This is a genomic window from Opitutus sp. sgz309028 (assembly GCF_059821195.1).
In genome coordinates, this window is record NZ_JCAMRR010000008.1 from 79,716 (window position 1) to 100,971 (window position 21,256).

The window sequence follows — 21,256 nt, forward strand, 5'->3', positions numbered from 1 at the left end:
ATGGACCGCGCGCTCTCACCAGGCACGCGGCGCGGGTTTGATCGCGCGGCTAGCTGATCAGCAGGAGGCGGGGCTGGCCGGGGACGGTGGCGGGCGCGCGATGAACGCAGGGCGGGACCGGGCTGCCGGGATGATCGACGGCGATACGCCAGAGGTGGAAGAGTCCGAAGGAGAACGGCTGCGCGTGGGGAGCAGGGGCATAGTGCAGATCGTAGCAATGCTCGCGCAGGAATTCGCGGAAGCTGTCGTCGTCAGGGCCGCCGTAGACCGCGAGGAGTTGGGCGCGCGTATTCGGAACGTCGATGCGGCGAAGCGCGTCTTCATTGCGCAGGCCCTCGCTGGGGGCGCCGTGGTAGGTGCAGAGCCAGGTGTCGGCGGGGATCGGCGCGCTGTCGGCGTGGAAGGAGAAGACATCCGTCGGGATCGGGCCCGGGTCTTCGTCGCGCGGGTAGCCGTGGATGCAGTTGAGGACGGGATCGCGATCGATGTCGCGGAGGCGTTGGAGGTCGGCGAGGAGGGTTTCGACGGCGGTGCGCCCGGCGGAATCGAGCGGCAGCGAGCGCAGGCGCGCGTCGTCGACGGTGACGATGGCGTCGGAATCGTCCCGGCCGAGATGAGCGACGACAGAGCCGAAGTCGCCGGGAAGAGTGCGCGGCCAGCAGAGGGCGTTGACGCCGTCGGCGAAGGGCGTGGTGGCGAGCGCGTGGAAGGACTCGACGTGGCGAACGCGCGGATGGCCGGGCGGCGGCGCGCTGGTCATTTCGCCTTCTTCTTCGGTTGGGCGGGCTTGATGAATTTCGACTGGCTGTGCTGCTTCTGTTGGAAGCGGCGAGTGGCTTTCTGGTCTTTGACGTTCGGCAGGTATTTCGCGCCCATGCGACGATTCCGGCGAGGCGCGCCGGGCGAGCAACCTGAATCGCGGCGAAGAAAAAGTTCGCGCGGGCGCGGGCGAGATTCGGTGCCTCGCCGGGTTGAGGCGAGCGGGCGGTGCGGCGCGCGAATTCAAACTGCCGCGGCGGGCGGCGCCGGTTCGGGTGACGTCGATCTTCTGAAACCGGACAGCTGAGGTGGGAAAGCGGGGACCTGAGACTTGAAACCTGCGGCGGGACGGCGCTGCGTTGGGCTTCAAGAGAGCGAGGGGTTTGCGTCGTCAGACCGCGCTCGGTGGCGGTGTTTCCGTTTGTGTATAAAAATGGTCGAACGCCTGCCGCTTGAGGTGGTGCACGGCGAGGCTCAGGTCGGCGTATTTGGCGTTTGCGTCGGCGTCGGCGCTGCCGGCTTCGAGGCGTTCGGACGTGCGGTGAAAACGCTCGCCCAGCGCGCGGTGTTCGTCGGTGTCGCCGAGTTCGCGGAGCAGCCGGCGCGCGGTGTCCGCGCGACGCCGCGCCTGTTTGATCAGCCGCAGCGCAGCTTCGGGCGTGATGACGCCGGCGTTCGCTTTTTTGAGCACGCCGCATTCGAACACGCGGCATTGCCACGGGCGGTCGGCATAGACGCGGCAGGTGCGATCCGCGCAAAGGGCGGCGCATGGCTGGGGAAAGCGGGCGATGGGCATTTTTCCGCGCGAAACCTTCACTGGCAGGCCGAGGGATTTCAGCTTCGGCGCGTCGTCGCCGACCTCGAGTTTGACGAGATCGAAGAGCGTGCCGTCGCAGCACATCCCGCAAGCGGTGCAGAGTTGTTCGCTTAAATCCACCATCCCACTATCCGGGGCCGCTCTGCCGGCGCAAGGCGCCGGGCGAAGAGCAGGCGCCCGACCTCGGCCGGCGCGCGTCGCTTCAAATCGTGTCAGGCTTTGAACAGCCTGAAACTCACCTCGTAGCGATAAAACTCGATGTTCGTCGCCACGCGGAGCGCGCGCCGGATGCGCTGGTCATCTTCGAGAGCGATGATCGCGCCGCGGACGGACTGGTGGTTCTCGGCGAGTTCCTCGACGATATAGCCCATGTAGCGCTGGATCTGGCCGACAACGGAGTCGCTGGCTCTGCCTTTCTTCAATTCGACGACGAGCAACTCCTGCTTGTCCTTACTGATGGCCAGAATGTCGATCGGTCCGGTGTCGGTCGGATACTGCTGCCCATTTCCATTCTCGTCCTGGAAAAGGTCGTACCGTTTGCCGAGCTCCGTCTGTTTCCAGTTTTGTACCAAAAAGTCCTCCAGATGCTTTTCCAAAGCGAAGACGGTCGGATCTTCGATGGTACTGCCGATCAACGCAGCGGTTGGCCCCTGCGTCATTCCGACGAGTTTTTCCAGTTCCTCCCAGTGACCGGCACGACCGAGATTGCTGACCGTGCCGATCGAGCCGGCCGAGTTCCGCAAGCTCTCGCTCATCTCATCTCGATCTACATATGAGTTTGTCCATCGCACCGGGCGCCGATGGGGCAGGATATCGCCTGGCGTATAATAGTAGTCGTCGGTGACTTCTCCGACACGATAGCGGCCGCTTCCGTCGGGACAGAGCACTAAATCTCCCTGCTGAATACCTTTTGAGATCACCCAAAGAAACCCGCAGGCAAGTCCGGCTCCAATCCTGGTTTTCTCTGGATGACAAGCGAGATAAATGGGGATGTAGCGCTGGTTGAAGTGGCGCCAGTCGTCGCCTAGTTTACCCGAGAGATCCTCGTCGATTTCGAAATCTGCGCCAATGAATCCGCCCGCGAAGCATTCGGCGGCATGGGCGCTCTTTTTTCCGAGCATCACGCGGTAGTAATTTCTCGCGGATCCGTTCCTGCGCTCCAGCGGGAGCTTGGGCGGCGAGCTCGGTTCGGGCGGTGCGAAAGTCGATTTCCCGCGGGACTTCCATTCTGCCGTCAGGATCGTCGTCCGGGAGTCGTTGGTAAAAGTCAGACGGGTCACGCCGAGCAGCATGCCGTTAGCGACGTTGAAATCCGGATACGGCTGATAATCCAGTTCGGCAATGCATCCTTTCACCCGCACGTCGCATTTTGCCTCGAGCCGGTTTCCCGACTTGGAACCCACGTAGTGGATCTGCTTCGGGAAAAATCCTTCCTTCTCGAAAAGTCGCAGGGGCAAAAGGTCCGGCTGGGATCCCGAGCCCTGGTCCGACCAGTAAAAGGAAACGGTCGACTCTTCGAGCGGTGTGGTCGCGGCGGGTGGCCCTGGTGCTGCAGCTTCAGATCGCTTCATATTTGTAGAAGCGTGGCTCTTTTCGCGCGAGTCATGTCGACAGGAAACCGTAAACCTTGCCTTTTGGCAGATCCTTCATCCGGCGAAAAAATTCCGTTTCCGTGATCTTCGTCGGCCAGTCGAGATTGATGCGAACGAGGAAGCCCTGATTGTCGGGCAGGCGTTGTGCCGTCACAGCTTGCAGTCCAATCAGATAATTGAGGTCCCGGATCAATGCCTTGTAGGGGTTGGCAACATCGTAGAAGTGCCGGGTTTTCTCTGTGACCGCAGCGAGCGTCGTCTCTTCCTCTTCGAGTAAAAGGGTGAGCAATTGCACGTGCCTGCCGGACAACGCTCGCTTGCGTGGAGACTGCAAGCGCCCGAACAGATCGGTCATCGTGTTTCGGAAAAGAGCTTTCGTGACCTGCAGCCGGATCTCTTCGAAGAGGCGGCGGCACTGGCTCTCGATCCCTTTCAGCCCGAACTTGAGAAACGGAGCGAGGTCGTGGTTCGCGGCGCGTGTTTCATTGAGCGCGGTGAGGTAGGCGGTCTTGTGCTCGTAGTAGTAGTTCGACATCGCGATGAACAGCGTGTCGCGCAGCCCGATGCGCTGGAGCATGATGGCCTCAAGCGCCCGCGCCGTACGGCCATTGCCGTCGAGGAAGGGATGCATCGCGGCAAAATGATAGTGAAGGGCGAGCGCCTGGATGAGTGCGTCATGGCCGCGATACACCGTGCGTGCCGCTTCCACCAGGCCGTTTATCGCGTTGCGACATTCGTCGCCGCCTTCGCAGCCCCGATGGCGCGGCGCACCGAAGGTAACGTTCTGATCCCGCGCTCGCAACAGCCCCGGGGCACAGTGATCGTCATCGCATCCCTGCACCAAACGGCGATGAACTTCGCAAATCAGCGCGACGTCCACCGGCCGGTCGGTCGGAAGCTGCGCAATCCACCGGTAGGTCAGCACCGCCGCCGCCGCCTGTTTTTGCGAGCGCGTCTCCAGTTGCGCCGGCGTTTCTCTCATTGCGGCTTCGAGTTCCTTCTCGGTGAACTCCGCGCCTTCGATCCGCGAGGTGCCTGCCACTTCCCGCTTCAACTGCACTTTCTGCAATTCATCTGCCCAGCTGCGCTGATATGGCATCTGCGTCAGGGCGAGCATTGCCGCTTTCGCTCCCATCAACTCATCGAACACCGCCTGCCGGTCATAACCAATCCAGTCTCGCGGGAGCTCGTAGCGGACGATCATGACATGATTGAAATCCATTTCGTTTCCGAGCCAAGGCGTAAATGCTCCAGTCATTACTCATCATTTGTAAGTAACATGAGGAATCCTACGTGTCCCTTAATTGAGCTTCGTTGCTCAATTCATTTCCGGATTTGTTTCCGCGCCAAAACCGGCGTTTTCGATGAAGCGGGAATGATATCGTCACGGGACCCGCAGAGGTGGGAAAAGGCATCGGCTTGGGCAGGGCGACGGCTCCCCGCGCCGCGGCCACAATCGTTCGATCCGAATCCCGCGTTGATTGACGATCGGAGCGCTTGCGGGAGCGCTCGGTGGTGGCGTGCTTCGCAACCCGTTTCGTTCGAAGCAGCCGAAACCTCTTTTCCTTATGCGTCGCTCATTCCTCCCCTTTTCCCCGTTGGTGTTCTGGCTTTTCGCGCTCGCGTTCGGGGCCGCGCGCGGCGCCGGCGGTCCGGCGGGGTTCGATCGCGGCCTCTACGATTTCAATCCCGGCTGGAAACTTTTCGTCGGCGATCCCGCTGGCGCAGCCGCCCCGGAATTCGACGATTCCGCGTGGCAACCGATCACGCTTCCGCGCGCGTGGAACGAGGATGACGCGTTTGCGAAAGACATCCGCGAGCACTCGACCGGCATCGCGTGGTATCGAAAGACGTTTCAGCTTCCGCCCGAGGCCGCGGGGCGGAAGGTGTTCCTCGAATTCGAAGGCGCCCGTCAGGCCGCCGAAATCTGGATCAACGGCCGCTATCTCGGCGCGCACGAAAACGGCGTCACCGCGTTCGGCTCCGACGTCACCGACGCGTTGCGACCCGCGGGCGAGGCCAACGTGATCGCGGTGCGCACCGACAACGCCTGGGACTATCGCGAAAAGCTCTCCGGTCGCGGCTTCCAGTGGGCCGATCGCAACTTCAACGCGAACTACGGCGGGCTGACGAAGAACGTGCGGCTGCACCTTACCGACCACGTTTATCAAACGCTGCCGCTGTATTCACATCTTGGATCCACCGGCGTGTATGTTTACGCCAAGGACTACGACATTCCCCAACGCCGCGCCACGATTCACGCGGAATCGGAGATCCGCAACGAGACGACCGAGCCGCGCACGTTCCTTTACCGGGTCGCGGTCGAGGATCGCGACGGCCGGGTCGTCGCCTCCTTCGACGGCGGACATTACACGGTCGAGGGCCGCAGCGTCGTCACTGCCCGCGCGGCGGCACGCGTTGAGGGCCTGAATTTCTGGAGCTGGGGTTACGGCTATCTCTACACGGTGACGACGACGCTGGAGGCGGACGGGCAGACGTTCGATGCGGTGGCCACGCGCACGGGTTTCCGTAAAACGGAATTCGGTGACGGCGTGGTGACGCTCAACGACCGCGTCATCCAGATCAAAGGTTACGCGCAGCGGACGTCGAACGAGTGGCCCGCGGTCGGCCTCTCCGTGCCGCCCTGGCTCAGCGATTTCTCGAACGGACTCATGGTCGAAAGCGGCGGCAACACGGTGCGCTGGATGCACATCGCGCCGTGGCGGCAGGACGTCGAATCGTGCGATCGCGTGGGGCTGATGCAGATGCTGCCGGCCGGCGACGCCGAGCGCGACGCGCAGGGGCGCACCTGGGCGCAGCGCGTCGAGGTCATGCGCGACGCGATCATCTACAACCGCAACAGCCCGAGCGTGCTCGTCTACGAATCGGGCAACAAGGGCATCAGCGAGGAACATATGGCGGAGATGAAGGCGCTGCGCGATCGGTTCGATCCGCACGGCGGCCGCGCCGCCGGCGCCCGCGAAATGCTCGACAGCCGCGTCGCCGAATACGGTGGCGAGATGCTGTATATCAACAAGAGCGCGCGCCAGCCGTTCTGGGCGACGGAGTATTCGCGCGACGAGGGGTTGCGGAAATATTGGGACGAGTTTTCCCCGCCGTATCATAAGGATGGAGACGGACCGCCCTACCGCGGCCAGCCGGCGCGCGTCTATAACCGCAACCAGGATTCGCATGCGATCGAGAACGTCGTGCGCTGGTTCGATTACTGGCGCGAGCGTCCGGGCACCGGCCGGCGCGTGAGCGCCGGCGGGCTCAACATCGTGTTTTCCGACACGAACACCCACTACCGCGGCGCCGAGAACTACCGGCGCAGCGGCGAGGTCGACGCGATGCGCATCCCGAAGGACGGCTTCTTCGCGCACCAGGTGATGTGGGACGGCTGGGTCGACGTGGAGCGTCCGCGCGCGCACCTGATCGGGCATTGGAATTACGCGCCGGGCGTCACGAAGGACGTGCACGTCGTGTCCAGTGCGGGGGCGGTGGAGTTGTTCCTCAACGGCCGCTCGCTCGGACGCGGGAAGCAGCGCGCCCGGTTCTTGTTCACGTTCGACCAGGTCGCATGGGAGCCCGGCACATTGACGGCCGTCGGCTACGACGCCCGCGGCGGAAGAATCGGCACGGACGAACGCGTGACCGCCGGCGCGCCGGCGGCGATCAGGTTGAGCGTGCGGACGGGACCCGCCGGCCTGCGCGCCGACGGGGCGGATCTGGCGCTGGTCGAGGTGGAGGTGGTCGACGCTGACGGACGACGTTGTCCTACCGCGCTGAATACGATCGAGTTTTCGCTTGCTGGCCCGGCGGAGTGGCGTGGCGGGATCGCGCAGGGGCCGGACAACTTCATTCTTGCGCGAACGCTGCCGGTGGAAGGCGGCATGAACCGCGTGCTCGTGCGCTCGACGACGACCGCGGGCGCGATCCAGCTGGAGGCGCGTTCGCCGGGACTCGCGACGGCGAAGATCGCGTTCGCGTCGCACGCCGTCGCGGTGACGGACGGACTCTCGCGCGAGTTTGCGGACGCGGCGCTGCAGGGCTCGCTGTTGCGCGGGCCAACGCCGGCGACGCCGTCGTTTACGGTGACGCGGGTGACGATGCCGATCGCGAGTGCGAGGGCGGGTTCGAATGCGGAAGAAGCCGCCCGGAGTTTCGACGACAACGAAATGAGTGCGTGGACGAGCGGCGACGACGTTGCGCGCGCGTGGATCGAGTATCGCCTCGCGGAGCCGGCGGCATTGACGGAGGCGAGTTTCAAGTTCGCCGGCTGGCGGGAGCGGGCGTATCCGATCCGGATCCTGGTGGACGGGCGCGAGGCCTTTCGCGGCGTGGCGCCGCGGAGTCTTGGCTATGTCACGCTGCCGTTGGGGGTGGCACGCGGGCGAACGGTGCGCGTGGAGTTGTTGGGCGTGAGCGAAGCGCGCGATGCGTTTGCGCTGAGCGAGCTCAACGAGCCGGGCAATGCCGGGACGGGATCGGACCGCGTGGCGGCGCAGGCGCTGAGCGTCGTGGAGGCGGAATTTTACCGCGTGCCCTAGGGCGAAAGCCGGCGTGCAAATGACTCGACGGCTCCGGGCCCGTGACAAAACTGCGATGACAAACACGGGCCTATAGCTCAACGGTCAGAGCAGAGGACTCATAATCCTTTGGTTCTGGGTTCGAATCCCAGTGGGCCCACCACCGCGAAGCGTGGAGTTTTTGCTGTTACGATGGAAGCATGAGCTGGCCACTTTGGACACCTCATGCTTCTGATCAACGGGCGGGCAACTTATGCCTCCGGGTTCGCAATCGGTTGATTGCAGCCAAGGCGCGGCCGGATGGAGACGATTCGCAGTTCGCCCCTCATCCCGGAGCTTTTCCGAAGGATATTACTTTTTCACTCCGGCCTGCTGCAAAAGCCATTCGTCGATGGCGGCCCACTCCTCCGGAATGTTGGTGTGCCCTCCGACAAGAACGAGATTCAGCGCCTTAGGGGCGGTGATAACATTGTAGGCGGCGAACATCGAGGTGGGCGGGGTGACTTCGTCGTTGTAGCCCCATGAATAAAGGCCGGGAACTTTGATGAGGCGGGCGAAGTTGACGGAGTCGTAGTAGGCCGTGGTTGCGACTTTCGCCGGGTTCTGCGCATGGAAATTCACGGCGGTTTTCGGGTCGGGGCGGAACAGGTGTGGCCAGCCGCCAGCGCGGCCGTGGAGGTAGCCGGTTACGTCGCAGCCGGCTGGATGAACGAGGGCGAGTGCAGTTACGCGGGGGTCAAGGCCAGCGGTGGCGAACGAGAGTTGACCGCCCTGGCTTCCGCCGGTGACGAGCAGGTTCTTGCCGTCCCAGTTGGGGAGCGAAACAAGGTAGTCATTCGCGCGGATGCAGCCGAGAAAAACGCGGCGGAAATAATACGTGTCTTTGTTGTCGAGATTGTAGTGCGGGTAGTTCTTGAGCGCGCCGGTGCGCAACGCGGCGTAGGCTTGAGCCGGCAGGTTTACGGGGATGCCGTGGATGCCGATGTTGAGAGTGATGACGCCCTGCGCAGCGAGGTCGGTGTTGACGGGCACATAGGGGCGTACGCCGGCACCCGGCACACGCAGCACGGCGGGGTATTTGCCAGGAGCCTTGGGCTCGCAGAGGATGCCGTAGATACGGCTGTCGTCTGAGGTGACGCGGAAGCTGACGTGGTAAACGTCCACCGCGCTCGTGCAGTATTCAGGGAGCAGCGTGCGGGTGGGATCGATTGGCACGGCTGCGAGTTCAGCTTTGCCTGCGTTCCAGAACGCGTCGAAGTCGTCGGGCCGGACCTGTGTGGGGTGGATTTTTTCGGGGGAAAAGCCGGCGGTGGCGATGCCGCGATAAGTTTTGCCGTTGATCGTGGTGGTGGCGATGCAACGGATGAAACCGGGCTCCTGCAACGTGCCCGCATCTATGACAAGTCCATCCACAGGGACGGCGATGCCAGCCTCCTCGATGACCGCTGGCATCTGTTCGGGCCCGATCTTGTAGGAGACGGTGGCACCGGCGAGCGGGTTGTTGTCGGCTAGAACGCGGATGGTGAATTTCGCAGACTGGCCGGTTTGATAAGTCCAGTCGGGACGATCGGGGGCAACGACGACCTGCACGGGCCCGAGCCGCGCCTGCGCGAATGTTGGTATAGGCTGCAGCGGCGAGGCCGGCGGAGCGGCAAACGCCGCACCCGCGATAATGGCGATTCCTGCGATGAGGGCTAACCCATGTTTCTTCATAAGAGTCATTTGAAAGGCGCGATCGGGCCGGACACGCGAAGCTTTCGTCCGATGTATCATAATCCGTGGTCTCCTTCTGCGCAGGCACCCACACCAGGTGCGCTGATCTATCGGGTTGATTGGTCGTTGCTGACGCCGCTTTTGATCATCGACTTTGCCACGAGTACTAGAATCGCCGCGCAACCCGCCAAGGCTGCGGCGGAAGCTGTAAACACCAAATTGAGCGGCGTCTGTTGATCTCTCAATATTCCGCCTACATATACCATCCCACCTCCCGCGAGACAGCCTACCAGGTTTAGAATGCCATAACCGGTGGCGCGATAGCGTGCCGGGGCTGCTATGCACAAAATGGGCATCATGTTCGCATCCGTGAATGCTCGGGTGAATCCGCACAACGCCAGCCCGACGATCGCGCCGGACAAAACAGGAGACAGGCTGGTGCCCAGGAGCCCGATGGCGGCGATCACCAGTCCGATGCTCGGAACATACACTCGGCCCAAAGGATTCGTTCTGCTCCATCGATCTGCCAGCTTGCCGCCAAAAATTACTCCCACCATGGCCGCGATCTGGAAATAACCTGTCGCAGACAGACCCGCAGCACCTTGGCCGAGGGAAAAAGCTTCCTTAAGATACGTCGGCATCCAACCGAGGATCACCCAGCCTGCGACGCCGAACAGCCCCCAGAAAAGCATCATCCACCAGAAGCTGCGGCTGTGCGCCAGAAATGAAAGGGCAGCGCGGATGGACGGTTTCTCATCCGATTCGTGACCGGATGTCTCGTTCGAAACGGCGGGAGTTTTAGGATCTCGAAGCAGAGCTATAAGCACTACGGAATAGGCGACGCCCACGGCGCCAAAGATGATGAAGGCGTGCTGCCAACCATGGGATTCGGCAATAAAGCCTCCGAGGCCCCCGAGTCCTCCGCCGACAAACGTTCCGGTCATGTGGATGCCGGTCGCGAGCGATCGGGTCGGTCCCCGGTGATAGTCGGCGATCAGCGCGAGCGCGGCGGGCATATAGCAAGCTTCGCTGATTCCCATGAGGAACCGGGCAGCAAGCAGTTGCTCGTAGTTCGTGACATGCCCGGTTAACCACGTGACGGCTGACCAGACAAACGCGCTCAGGATAATCACATGACTGCGGCTGAAACGGTCCGCGAGAAATCCGCCGATAGGGCTAAACGCCCCGTAGCTGAAAAGGAATACGGAGGTGAGCAGCCCGAACTGCGATTCCGACATCGCGATGCTGCTCTTCAACGAGGAGCCCATCGTCGTGATCAGAATGCGGTCGAGATAGTTTAGACATGCGAGCTGCCATAATAAAGCCACGACGAGCCAGCCTCGTGGAAGCGGATTTCCGGACTGCGTATTCATGGGAGGAGGTGAAGAATTCCGTTCGCGGCTCCGATTCTTGCGTCGGACTCCGTGGCTCCGAGTTGTTGAATCAGGATCGGCAGTGCCTCGCTGACCTGGAGTCGGCCAAGAAGCGGAAGGATTTCGTATTTCTGCGCCGTGGTGCCGCTGCTGGCGAATTGAAGCAGGCGGCTGATCAGATTTTGGTAGGGCGGTGCGCTTGGCGAGGTGTGTTGCGCACGTGCGGCTATAATATAGGGCAACGCCGCGGATTCGGGTGGTTCCTGGGCGAGTTGGTCGTCCAGAGCGGCCAGGGAGTTGGGCGTAAGGGATTTAACACGCGCGAGAGCATAGGCGGCCCGCAGTCGAGCGGTTTCGTCGGGTGAACGCAGGAGGCCTGCGATTTGGTCGAGCACGGACTCGCGGCGCTCGCCAATCGGAGCAGTGGAGAGGAGCCAGTAGAGATAGGCAGCGTCGCGGGCGCTGGCGTCGCGAAGCCACTCTTCTATAATAGGTATATCGAGGAGCGTTCCGGCCCCAAGCTTCGCCAATGTCTCGGTGGCGTGGACTCGGGCCGGCGAGTCTAGGTCGGCGAACGTTGCGCGGATTCGCGACACGTGGGATGGCTTCTCCGCGGGCTCGGCGACGGCGAGCACCCGGAGCACGCCGATCTGATAAGGAGGCGTCGCCTTCGTCAGCTCGGCCCTGAATAATGAAACGACTCCGTCGGGAGTGTTGTGCTCCAGCAGACCCTCTGCGGCGTGCACTTTGATCCATGAGGCGCCTCCGCGTAGTTCTCGCTGGAGGATGTGGACGCATCGGTCACGGAGTTGGCCCGGATCGAGAGGGGCTTGTTCATTACCCGCGCCCCGGCTCACGATCAGCGCGGGGGCCGCGTGGACACAGAGGCCGATGGCGAGCCGCAGGGGTAGTATTCGGACAGGGAGGAGATGAGAGAAAAGGCGGGCACTCGGCCGACGTAGTAAAGGTAGGAACATATGAATCGTGGGGCGGCGGGGCTCGGAAGGGCGCGACAAGGCAATTGTCTGCAATAGAAAAAAGCTCCAAAAATAAGCTTGAAGTGCAACAACAATCTCGTGATTTGTCGGAACAAATGAGGAACAAGACTGGACCTTATGCCCTGTTTTTGGCTGCCTTCTTCGTTGTTGTCGGAGGGGGGCTGAAAGCCGCTCCCTCGGCGGCGGAACCTGCACCCGCGGTCCGACTGGAGGTGTTGGAGACCCGGCGGATATGGGACGCGGCGGCTCACAACGCCTTCACGGACCTGATTCACTGGCGGGGGAGTTGGTGGTGCACGTTCCGTGAATCGGCGGCCCACGTCGGGGGCAATGGAGCGATCCGGGTCCTGAACTCAAATGACGGCATCGAGTGGGTGTCGGCGGCTTACCTCGTTGCTCCGGGTGCGGATCTGCGTGATCCAAAGTTCTCCGTCACTCCGCAGGACCGTCTCATGATCAACTGCGGCAGTTCGTTCTATGAGGGCAAGACGCTCAAGGGCCGGGTCTCCCTCGTCCTGTTCTCGGATGACGGTTTGGCATGGACCAAGCCGGTGCCGGTCGTGGGGCCAAATGAATGGCTGTGGCGGGTGACCTGGCACGACGGGGTGGCGTATGGAGCGGCTTATAACAATTTCCCGCAGCGCCAGGTGGCAAGTTGGTCGAAGAAGTCCGACGGGGTTCTGAAACTATATCGTTCGACCGATGGGATCCAGTGGAAGCTGATTACCCGCTTGCAAGTCGACGGGCGGCCAAACGAGACGACCCTGAGATTCATGAGTGACGGGAGGATGCTCGCGCTTGTCCGCCGCGACAGCGCCGACGACTCCATCGGGTTTGTTGGAACCAGCGCTCCTCCCTATAAGAAATGGCAGTGGTCGACCTCCAACTATCGATTCGGTGGGCAGAATGCTCTTCAACTGACGTCGGGGGAGTGGGTCGTTGGCACCCGTGACTATTCCCAGATGAAGGTGAAAGGCTCGTGGGCCGGTGCCGCTTCTATATTGGCGCAGTTGCGAGACGACGGGCACTTGGTGCCGTTGGTCAGGCTCCCGAGCGGAGGCGACTGCAGTTATCCCGGGATGGTGCAAGTGAAAGACCAAGTCTGGGTCTCATATTACTCAAGTCATGAAGACAAGGCTGCCATCTACCTGGCAAAACTGCGGGTTCATTGAGCGTTCAATAGAGCCCTGAAACCGAAGGATCCATAAAAACTACATTGCAAACAATGAAACCACCCCTGCGCTCCAAAACGTTCCCGGCACTGCTGGTCGGGCTTTTGATATCTTGCACTTGTGCGTCTCCTGCGCTTGCGCAGCAACGGACGTCGACAATTGCGGATACGCCGATCGACGACGGGAGCGAGACCGTAATGCTGAATGTGTTTCAGGTAACGGACAGCCAGGATGTCGGTTACTCCACGACCAACGCCATCGGTGTCACCCGAACGAACACCGCGTTGATCGACACGCCGCAAGCGATCAATGTCATTAATCAGGCGTTCATGCAGGACTTCCAGCCAAGCGAGGTGTTTGACGTCTTGCAGTATGTTCCCGGGGTGTCGATCGAGTCGAACGTCGGCGACAGTGTCATGATCCGCGGATACACCGTGCGCGATCATTACACCAATGGTATCATCGACAACCAATATCAAAGCCAGGCGGGCGCCGAGCCCTTTAATTTTCAGCGACTCGAGGTGCTGAAGGGGCCATCGGCGCTTGTCTACGGCTCAACGGCCATCGGCGGTGTGCTGAATCGCGTGCGCAAGGAGCCGCTTTGGAAGGAGCAGGGTGAGTTCGCCGTCACCGTGGGCAATCACGGGCAGGTGAAGGCGGAGTTCGACTACACCAAGCCAATCAACGACAAGGTGTCGGTTCGCCTGATCGCGACGGGCAGGGATGAAAACTTGGTGAATAACGTCGCGGTCAAATTCGCTTATCTCCATCGCTGGACCGCAACCCCGCAAGTCACGTGGAAGATTGGTGACCGGGTCCAGCTAAAGCTGGTGGGTGAGCTGCTCGAAGAAAAAGGCTTCAAGCACTGGGGAGAGCTCGCCATGTGGTATCCTACAAGCACCGTGTTTGGCGAAGTTGAGTTGCCGTTCGGCCTCACCAAAGAAGAGGGTGGCATCACTACCTGGGGTGTCTTGCCCCGCGATTTTACGGTCTCGAGCCCGCAAGGCTATTCTCGGAACCGCAAACAGGCGCCTTATTTGTATCTCGAGACCCAGCCGACGGAAAACCTGGCTGTCCGCTTGACCAGCACCGCCACGTGGTGGGACCACGAGGCAGAAGATATTTTTCCCCACAGCGCAGGCATATCCTACGATGCGGCAAAAAAGGCTTATCGAATTCGCCGTGGTTGGCGCGACTATAGCGACGACCAATTTTTCTTCACGTCGGCCGTGGACGCGGTTTACGACCTGCAATTGTCGAGTCATTCGCACAAGATTCTTGCGATCGCACAGTATAACCAGAAGTCGCTGTTTCAGAACTACGAGAATCTAAACACCGGCGAGACCAACTATCTCTATCTCACGGACGATCCCAACTACTATTTCTCGCCCCAGCTGCCTACTTATACCCACGCTCGGACGCAGAGATATGATCACTCGGCGGCGTGGGCCATTCGCGATCATATCCAGTTTTTTGGCGACAAGCTGCAGTTCGTGGCCGGAATCCGATATGATGACTACGATACGAAGACGAACGACCTGCTGTTAAAGAAGGAGGGTGAGCTCAACCGCGGTCATGCCTACACGCACCGGTATGGAGCGGTTATAAAGCCGACCCGGAGCTACTCGGTGTTTTTCAGCCACGCGACGAATTATACCCCGAACTATGGCGCTCAGCCGGATGGACGCCCGTTCAAGCCGTTGGAAGGAATTTTGGATGAGGTCGGTTTGAAGGCCAACTTCTTTGACGGTCGTTTGTCGGGCACGTTGTCCGCCTATGATCTGCGGATGACCAATATCAAAGAGCGCGATCCCGATCCGGAGCATCCTGGCTTCTACATCCAGACGGCGAGACAGCGCACCCAGGGACTGGAGCTCGACATGCACTGGCAGATGCTGGAGTCGCTTCAGGTTGGGTTTGGAGGCGCGCTGCAGGATGCGCGGTTGCCCGCTCCCACTCCTCCGGCTTTATATAACGTTGCCAGGAACGTTCCCCGGTATACCGCAAGCTTCACCACACGGTTTGCACCGCGCCAAGGCGCCTTGAAAGGGTGGGCGGCCGGTCTCGGACTTACTTGGAAAGACGCCGTGGCGGCATGGACCACGTCCAATTACTGGCTGCCGCCAAGCTGGAATGCATCAGCGTGGACTAGCTACACTTGGAAGGAATATAAATTCCAGCTCAACGTTCAGAACGTCACGGACGAATGGGATCTCGCCCGTGCGGTCAATCACTATCAGGTCTTCCAAGGACCTATGCGGATCGTGAAATTCCGCGTGAGCCGCCGCTTCTGAGCCTGGGCAAACCGCGGGGGTGGCAACGCCCCGGCGGTTTCGAGCCCATTTCCAGCGTCTTGCTGGCGTCGAATCGCCTCGGCGCCATATAGATTGTTACCGCGGCGCCGGGCTTATCTTCCCGGCGCCGCGCAAGCTTCACCACTCCAGCTCTATCCCGCTGGAGCTTTGCTTTCGGATTGCAACCCCCGTTTCTATGCATACCGCCCCGACCCGCAGAGCTTGCCGCCCTCACATTAAACTGCTCCGCGACGGCGGGAGCCACGTTTGCAATGGATACAGACGAACCTCTATTTTGGTCCTGGCGGTTCTGTTAACGCTTGTTTCGGTAGCACGTTTTACTCCTAACCTGCGGGCGAGTCTGGACGTTCCCACCAGTTATGACGTTTTGATCAAGGGGGCCCAGACGATCGGAGGACAGGTTTATGAGCCGCGTTTTCCGGAGGTAGCTCGGTGTAGCAATGGCGACCTGCTGGTCGTTTACTATTGGAATCACGTCCACGTTGGGGTGGGGAGCTATGGCACGATTTGGATAACGAGAAGCACCAACGATGGTGCGACGTGGGGGACGCCAACCCTGCTGGTTGATCACAGCGCCGATGGTTACGACGCCCGCGACCCAAGCATTTCGGTGATGAGTGACGGCACCGTAACGATGACTTATTTCAAAAAAGTTCCCGGGAGCGTGCCGGAGAACAAGGGGGTTTTTTCCATCAAAAGCTCGAATCATGGCGTCACCTGGACTTCGCCCGTGCAGATCGTGAGCAACGCCGCAACCACCGCGAGCGTGGTGGAAGCCAACGGCGCGTGGCTGGCGCCCGTTTATCAAGTCGGAGGGCCGGTCGTGAGCGTCTTCAAGAGCACGAATTCGGGCAGTTCCTGGAGCAGTCAGGGAACGATCATCAATGGTGGCGCTGACGAGTCGGCCGCAATGTATGCGGGTGGGAGCACCCTTTACTCGCTGGTCCGTTATCGGGGCTGGATTTCCAAGTCCACCGACAACGGAGCCACCTGGACCAGTGTGGACATGGCGCGCCCGCAAGTGCATGCGCCACACGCGTTGAAGCTGGCCAACGACAGGTTCTTCGTCACTTGGTGTCGGCCCGATGCCAACAATGGGAACCGCGTGGTGGAGGGACGAATGTTCTATCCCGAATACGGATGGTGGGGCAATGGCAGCAGGTTGATCTACAATTCCACGGGATCCAACGTGTTTGATATGGGCTATCCCAGCTCAGTCTACCTCCCGGATACCGATGAGTTGTTTACGGTATATTATGATGTCGAGCGAGGCATCTGCGCCGGCACCTATACGAGCGTTTCGGATTGGCCGCGGCCGTTCAACTATCTGGACACGTTCGAAAACGACGTCGCCGGGACCGTCCCTCCGGGATATGTGGAGGTGTCGGGCAGCGCCCGGGTAAGTTCGGCCAACGCATATGCAGGGTCAAAGTCGCTCCGCATCCACGACAACTCGTCCTCGGCGCTGACGTCGGTGGTGAAGGTAGCCAAGTCCGACACCGCGGTATCGTATGAGTTCAAGCTGCATCCGAGTTTGCCGAACGGTTGTTATATCAGCCTGGCCAGCGGGGGTAACGCGAACAGCAACGTGATCTTCCATCTTCGGATCAATTCCTCCGGCGGTCTGCATTGGTATGACGGGAGCACCTACACGCCGTTGAGCGGGAGTAACGTCATCGTGAACAGTTGGAATACCGTTCGTATCGATGCGCCGAACACCGACAGCGCGCTTGTCACCGTGAATGGGACGGTGGCCGGCACGGCGGGGAAGTGGAACACTTACAGCACGATCGACCGTATCCGCTTCACGAGTTACTCCACCCCCGGTGTTGGCGACGACATCCACGTCGATAACCTGCAACGCACGGATTACGTCAGTAATTTCGACCGTGACACGGTTGGCAACGTGCCGGCCGATTTCGCCGAGGTGGCGGCGAGCGCCCGCGTCAGCAATCTCCAGGCGTATAGCGGGTCAAATTCGCTTCGTATTCACGATACGTCGAGTTCCGTGTTGTCTTCGGTTGTCAAAACTTCGAACGCTGGAGCGTTCAAAACCGTTGAATTCAAGTTGAAGCCTGTGACGCTTGCCCAGGGCTTCTACGTCAGCCTGGGGAGTGGCGGGGATGATAATGCGAGCATGGCGTTTCATATCCGAGTGAACAGTTCGGGGGCACTCAGTTGCTATTGTTACAACGAGGACAACGGCGGCATTCTGGAATATAAGAGCATGGGTGGCGCCAGTCTCGTGCTCAATGCCTGGAACACCGTGCGGATCGTCGCGCTCGACATGGGGCATTGCGCCGTGTTTGTGAACGGGGTCCTCGCCGGTTACGGTTATGAATGGAACACGAAGACGTCCATCGACCGGGTGAGATTTACCAGCTATTCGAGCTCAGGAGTGGGTGACGATTTTTATATCGATGACCTGGTCTTCAGTAACAAGTATCAGTGAGTAATGTGGTGGGCTAGGAGACCTTGAGCCAGCCCGATCGCCCCCGCCGGCAGGACGGCCGAAGCTCTATGCGTTTCGTGAGCCGCCCCAATCGGCTGCGCCTGACCTCGCCTAGGCGACGACGATCGATATGCCGAATCTTCGCGTCTGTCCCGGCTGGACCCAGTCCAGGCCGATCTTGTTTTCAAACGCGTTCGGCACGCCCATCCACGGCTCTATACAATAGTAGGGTAAACCTTTTTGCGACCATGTGACGAGGCAACTGCCGTCGGGTGGCGTTTCGGAGGACCCAAGACGGAGGTGGATCGTCCGCGTCCCGCTTTGGTCTCCGAAATAGATCTTGTTGGACGACAGACCGGAGTGGATCGCATCGATCAAGGCTGGGTTGGCCAACGACTGATCCCCGCTTAAACACGGGCGGGAGATCAGTCTTCCTGCTCCATCATAGTCGTGATTCCACGTCTTCGTCGCAGGGAGATGGATACGAAACTTCTCTTGGACGCGTTCGTCGCTCCACGGCAGCGAGAAGTAGGGATGATGTCCGGCGCACCAAGGGAGGGCTTGGGTGTCTCGGTTATGCAGGCTCAGCTCGCAGTGGAGGGCGGCGGCCTGAAACCGGTAGGTGACCTCGAACTCAAAATCGTAGGGATAACATCGTTTAGCCTCCGCATCGGAGGTCAATACGGCGCTAAATCCAGACGCATCGAGGTTCCGCAGCTGAAATCTGCTGTGGCGGGCGAACCCATGTATCGGCATGGGGCGCTGCACGCCGTCAGGTCCGCGCCAGAGGTTGATCGCACCCTCATCAAAGCTTCTTCCGGCGAACGGAAATAGAATCGGATTGCCTCCACGGATGTCGCCGAAGTCGGCCATCGAGTATTGAACCGGCCAATATATTATTTCCTGACGCCGGCCGCAGTCGCTTTCCAGGTGCCAGCTCATGAGTCGAGCGCCTGTTTCAGGGCACGCTACATATGTCGAGGAGCCGCACTGCCAACGAACCAAAGCGTGCCCTTGGGATTGAATCCGTTCTACAACAGGTGTCATGATTACGCCGGGCGGGGACGTGTCCATCCTTCCTTGAGCGGACTAACCTTGGTCGCGCGCGAGAAGGCGCGGCCGCGACTTTCGCTGGAGATGCCGGAAGGGTGATCCGTTTAGGACCGGAAGGTAAAACCGAGCGGTGCGAACTCCTGTTTTATGGTCTCGAGTCCGCGTTTCAAAATCATGATGTCGGCATTGTGGCAGATAAACTTCGCTCCGAGGTCCAGGAGCATCTTGGCATGCTGCGCGTTGAAAGCTACCGAACCCCAGTGAATGCCGGCGCGGCTCGCGGCGTGAGCGACGGTCCTGAGCGCATCTGCTACCATCGGATGATCGAACTGGCCGGGAATCCCGGCCAACACGGTGAAGTCTCCGGGGCCGAACATGAGGATATCGATCCCGGGAACCCGGGCGATCTCCTCCGCGTGCGTCAGCGACTTCGGAGATTCGAGTTGCGCGATGATAAAAGTTTCCTCGTTTGCCGCTCGAACGTAGTCACCAAGTGAATACAAGCCATAAGGCAGGTCGGGTCCGCCGCCATCGGCGCCGCGTTCGCCGATCGGCGCGAATTTGGCCCAGCGCACAATCTCACGGGCTTCGTCGGCTGTCTCGCAGCGAGGATACATGATTCCTTGGGCGCCTGCCTCGAGCAGTCGGCCCATGCGCATGAATTCGCTCTTGGCGGGGCGAGCGACAATGTCGGCGCCGCCCACGCGGGCCGCGCGCATCAGTTGAGAGGCGGTTTCGAGCGAGTGGGCATGGTGTTCCAGGTCCATCCAGATACCATCAAACCCCAGCAAGCTCGTCATCTCGTAAGCGGACTCGTCCGCGAAGTGGAGCGTGGTGATCAATGACACCTCATTGCGTTGCAGCTTCGATTTGATGAGACTTTTGCGCATCAGAACGGAAGTAAAGTAGGAACAAAGTTGGTAGCAATGCTGAAATGAGGAGGGCGCGCGATTTGACAGCACGCCGCAACTCCTCGATTAAAGTGCCTACAAAATGGGAGATTCCTTAACATTGGATCTGGGAGATTCCGCGGCTGGCTCGAAGCACGAGCGTCTGCACAACTATTTCATGACTGAGCTGATTTCGGGTCGGCTGCGTCCGGGGGATGCGTTGCCGACCGAGAAAGAGCTCACGCGGGCGGCCAATATTTCGCGAAACACCGTGCGGCAGGCGCTCGGCGAATTGGCGCGGAAAGGATTGATTCAGCGCACGCGAGGTCGGGGGTCGTTTGTGCATGAGTCCGCGCTGATCAGGCTCAAATCAGGGCTCGATGCGTTCGGTCTGGTCATTCCGGAAACGAGAACGGGTTACTATCCTTCTTTGCAGCGGGGATTCAACGCCGCGGCCGCGGCCCTCAATAATCAAGTGATCGTCTGCGACACGGATAACGATACGAACAAGCAGGCTTCGGCATTGTTACAGTTGATGGACAAGAAGATCGCCGGCATCGCGATCGTGCCAACGACCACGACGGTGACTCCGCCCCACCACATCCGACCCCTGCAGGCGGCGGGTATTCCGGTGGTATTTTGTCACCGTCGCGTCGAGGGTATTCAGGCTCCGTTGATCACGTTCTCGGCCAAGGAGGTGGGCCGATTGGCGGGGCGGGCCTTTTTGAAGTTCGGGCACCGTCGTGTGGCCATGTTCAGTCACACCCGCGGAGGACTGACTCCGCTGTATGAAAAAGGTCTGCGCGAAGAGATGGAGAGCGGTGGATATGGGCTGACGGCGGATTTCGTCCGCTGCGACGATACGCCGAGATTTACGTCCGAGCACGAGTCCTGGGTCGCCAACAACCTAAAGCAGATCATGGCTCGCGAAGACAGACCGACGGCTGTTTTCTGCACGTTCGATGCCGAGGCTGAACTGGTGTTTCTGCTCTTAAGCAAGCTGGGTTATCGAGTGCCGGATGACGTTTCGATTATAAGCTTCGGCGGACGCTGGCGGGATGGCGCTATAGCCAGGCGCCTGGTCTCGGTCACCGTCGACGAGGAGCAGCTTGCTGCGCAAACGGTGAAATTGCTGGATGAGATGCGTCACAAGATTCGGCCGTTGGACGATGCGACCGAGATCCTGATGCAGTTGGAGCTGAGTGCTGGCGAGACACTGGCGAAGGCGTCAGGCTGAGATCGAGAAGCGTGTCGCAACCGACTCGCCACCTCGGCGTAAAACGTTCAGCTTAGCGCTCGCCGAAAGGGGGCGATTGGCGGGCATTGCGGTAATTGCCTGCTCCAGCTTTTCACTGACCTCCACCTGAGTAGGAGCATGGGACATGTGGACATGTTGGCGGCTTTGCGAATCAACACGACTTTCCTGCCGATGGCCCATGGCGAGGACGTAATGCCGCGCGACTTCGCGCGTTTAGCGTAAACGTCCGAACAGGTGCCTCGTAGGCGGTTGAGGCGGGATGCGGTAGTCTCGGTGGATGGGAACGATCTCGACGGAGTTGGTGGAAGATGGGGAGAAGCGCGACAATCGTGGGC

At 60.5% G+C, this 21,256-nt stretch carries 14 protein-coding genes and 1 tRNA gene; 6 read left to right on the top strand and 9 right to left on the bottom strand.

What is annotated here, in order from left to right; translation table 11 throughout:
* Positions 1 to 49: 49 nt before the first annotated feature.
* From AC6RV7_RS20870 to AC6RV7_RS20885, 4 genes are all read right to left on the bottom strand, one after another.
* Positions 50 to 760, bottom strand: a complete 711-nt coding sequence (locus AC6RV7_RS20870) for a hypothetical protein (RefSeq protein WP_500096145.1) — start codon at positions 758 to 760, stop codon at positions 50 to 52.
* Between the two features lie 390 nt (positions 761 to 1,150).
* A complete protein-coding gene (locus AC6RV7_RS20875) occupies positions 1,151 to 1,699 on the bottom strand; it encodes a YkgJ family cysteine cluster protein (protein ID WP_500096146.1) in 549 nt (182 codons plus the stop codon).
* Between the two features lie 89 nt (positions 1,700 to 1,788).
* A complete protein-coding gene (locus AC6RV7_RS20880) occupies positions 1,789 to 3,147 on the bottom strand; it encodes an endonuclease NucS domain-containing protein (RefSeq protein ID WP_500096147.1) in 1,359 nt (452 codons plus the stop codon).
* Between the two features lie 31 nt (positions 3,148 to 3,178).
* Positions 3,179 to 4,372: a Fic family protein gene (locus tag AC6RV7_RS20885; RefSeq protein WP_500096148.1), complete on the bottom strand. Its 1,194-nt coding sequence runs from the start codon at positions 4,370 to 4,372 to the stop codon at positions 3,179 to 3,181.
* Positions 4,373 to 4,736: 364 nt separating this feature from the next.
* Here AC6RV7_RS20885 and AC6RV7_RS20890 point away from each other — a divergent pair, with 364 nt between their 5' ends.
* A complete protein-coding gene (locus AC6RV7_RS20890; RefSeq protein ID WP_500096149.1) occupies positions 4,737 to 7,718 on the top strand; it encodes a glycoside hydrolase family 2 protein in 2,982 nt (993 codons plus the stop codon).
* A gap of 66 nt (positions 7,719 to 7,784) precedes the next feature.
* Positions 7,785 to 7,860: transfer RNA gene (locus AC6RV7_RS20895), tRNA-Ile, on the top strand.
* Positions 7,861 to 8,048: 188 nt separating this feature from the next.
* Here the strand turns inward: AC6RV7_RS20895 and AC6RV7_RS20900 are convergent.
* The 3 genes from AC6RV7_RS20900 to AC6RV7_RS20910 form a co-directional block, all read right to left on the bottom strand.
* On the bottom strand, positions 8,049 to 9,419 hold the full coding sequence (locus tag AC6RV7_RS20900; RefSeq protein WP_500096150.1) for an acetylxylan esterase: 1,371 nt from the start codon (positions 9,417 to 9,419) through the stop codon (positions 8,049 to 8,051).
* Positions 9,420 to 9,517: 98 nt separating this feature from the next.
* Positions 9,518 to 10,783, bottom strand: a complete 1,266-nt coding sequence (locus AC6RV7_RS20905) for an MFS transporter (RefSeq protein WP_500096151.1) — start codon at positions 10,781 to 10,783, stop codon at positions 9,518 to 9,520.
* Positions 10,780 to 11,529 carry a hypothetical protein gene (locus AC6RV7_RS20910; RefSeq protein ID WP_500096152.1) on the bottom strand — a complete coding sequence of 250 codons (750 nt, stop codon included), beginning with the start codon at positions 11,527 to 11,529 and terminating at the stop codon, positions 10,780 to 10,782. The genes AC6RV7_RS20905 and AC6RV7_RS20910 overlap by 4 nt, the downstream gene beginning before the upstream one ends.
* A gap of 314 nt (positions 11,530 to 11,843) precedes the next feature.
* Between AC6RV7_RS20910 and AC6RV7_RS20915 the strand changes: the two genes are divergently transcribed.
* From AC6RV7_RS20915 to AC6RV7_RS20925, 3 genes are all read left to right on the top strand, one after another.
* Positions 11,844 to 12,953, top strand: coding sequence for a sialidase family protein (locus tag AC6RV7_RS20915; protein ID WP_500096153.1), 1,110 nt, complete (start codon positions 11,844 to 11,846; stop codon positions 12,951 to 12,953).
* 53 nt (positions 12,954 to 13,006) lie between these two features.
* Positions 13,007 to 15,247, top strand: a complete 2,241-nt coding sequence (locus tag AC6RV7_RS20920) for a TonB-dependent siderophore receptor (protein WP_500096154.1) — start codon at positions 13,007 to 13,009, stop codon at positions 15,245 to 15,247.
* Between the two features lie 295 nt (positions 15,248 to 15,542).
* Entirely contained in the window at positions 15,543 to 17,720 is a 2,178-nt protein-coding gene (locus tag AC6RV7_RS20925) for an exo-alpha-sialidase (RefSeq protein ID WP_500096155.1), read from the top strand.
* A 111-nt stretch (positions 17,721 to 17,831) separates the two neighbouring features.
* Here the strand turns inward: AC6RV7_RS20925 and AC6RV7_RS20930 are convergent, their stop codons facing one another.
* Together AC6RV7_RS20930 and AC6RV7_RS20935 are read right to left on the bottom strand one after the other, a co-directional pair.
* Complete coding sequence (locus tag AC6RV7_RS20930) at positions 17,832 to 18,794, bottom strand: aldose epimerase family protein (protein ID WP_500096156.1); 963 nt, start codon at positions 18,792 to 18,794, stop codon at positions 17,832 to 17,834.
* An 83-nt stretch (positions 18,795 to 18,877) separates the two neighbouring features.
* Positions 18,878 to 19,663 carry an HpcH/HpaI aldolase family protein gene (locus AC6RV7_RS20935; protein ID WP_500096157.1) on the bottom strand — a complete coding sequence of 262 codons (786 nt, stop codon included), beginning with the start codon at positions 19,661 to 19,663 and terminating at the stop codon, positions 18,878 to 18,880.
* Between the two features lie 178 nt (positions 19,664 to 19,841).
* On the opposite strand from AC6RV7_RS20935, the gene AC6RV7_RS20940 reads away from it, so the two are divergent.
* The gene (locus tag AC6RV7_RS20940) at positions 19,842 to 20,900 is read left to right on the top strand and encodes a substrate-binding domain-containing protein (protein ID WP_500096158.1); all 1,059 of its coding nucleotides are present in this window, start codon (positions 19,842 to 19,844) and stop codon (positions 20,898 to 20,900) included.
* The last annotated feature ends 356 nt before the right edge of the window (positions 20,901 to 21,256 follow it).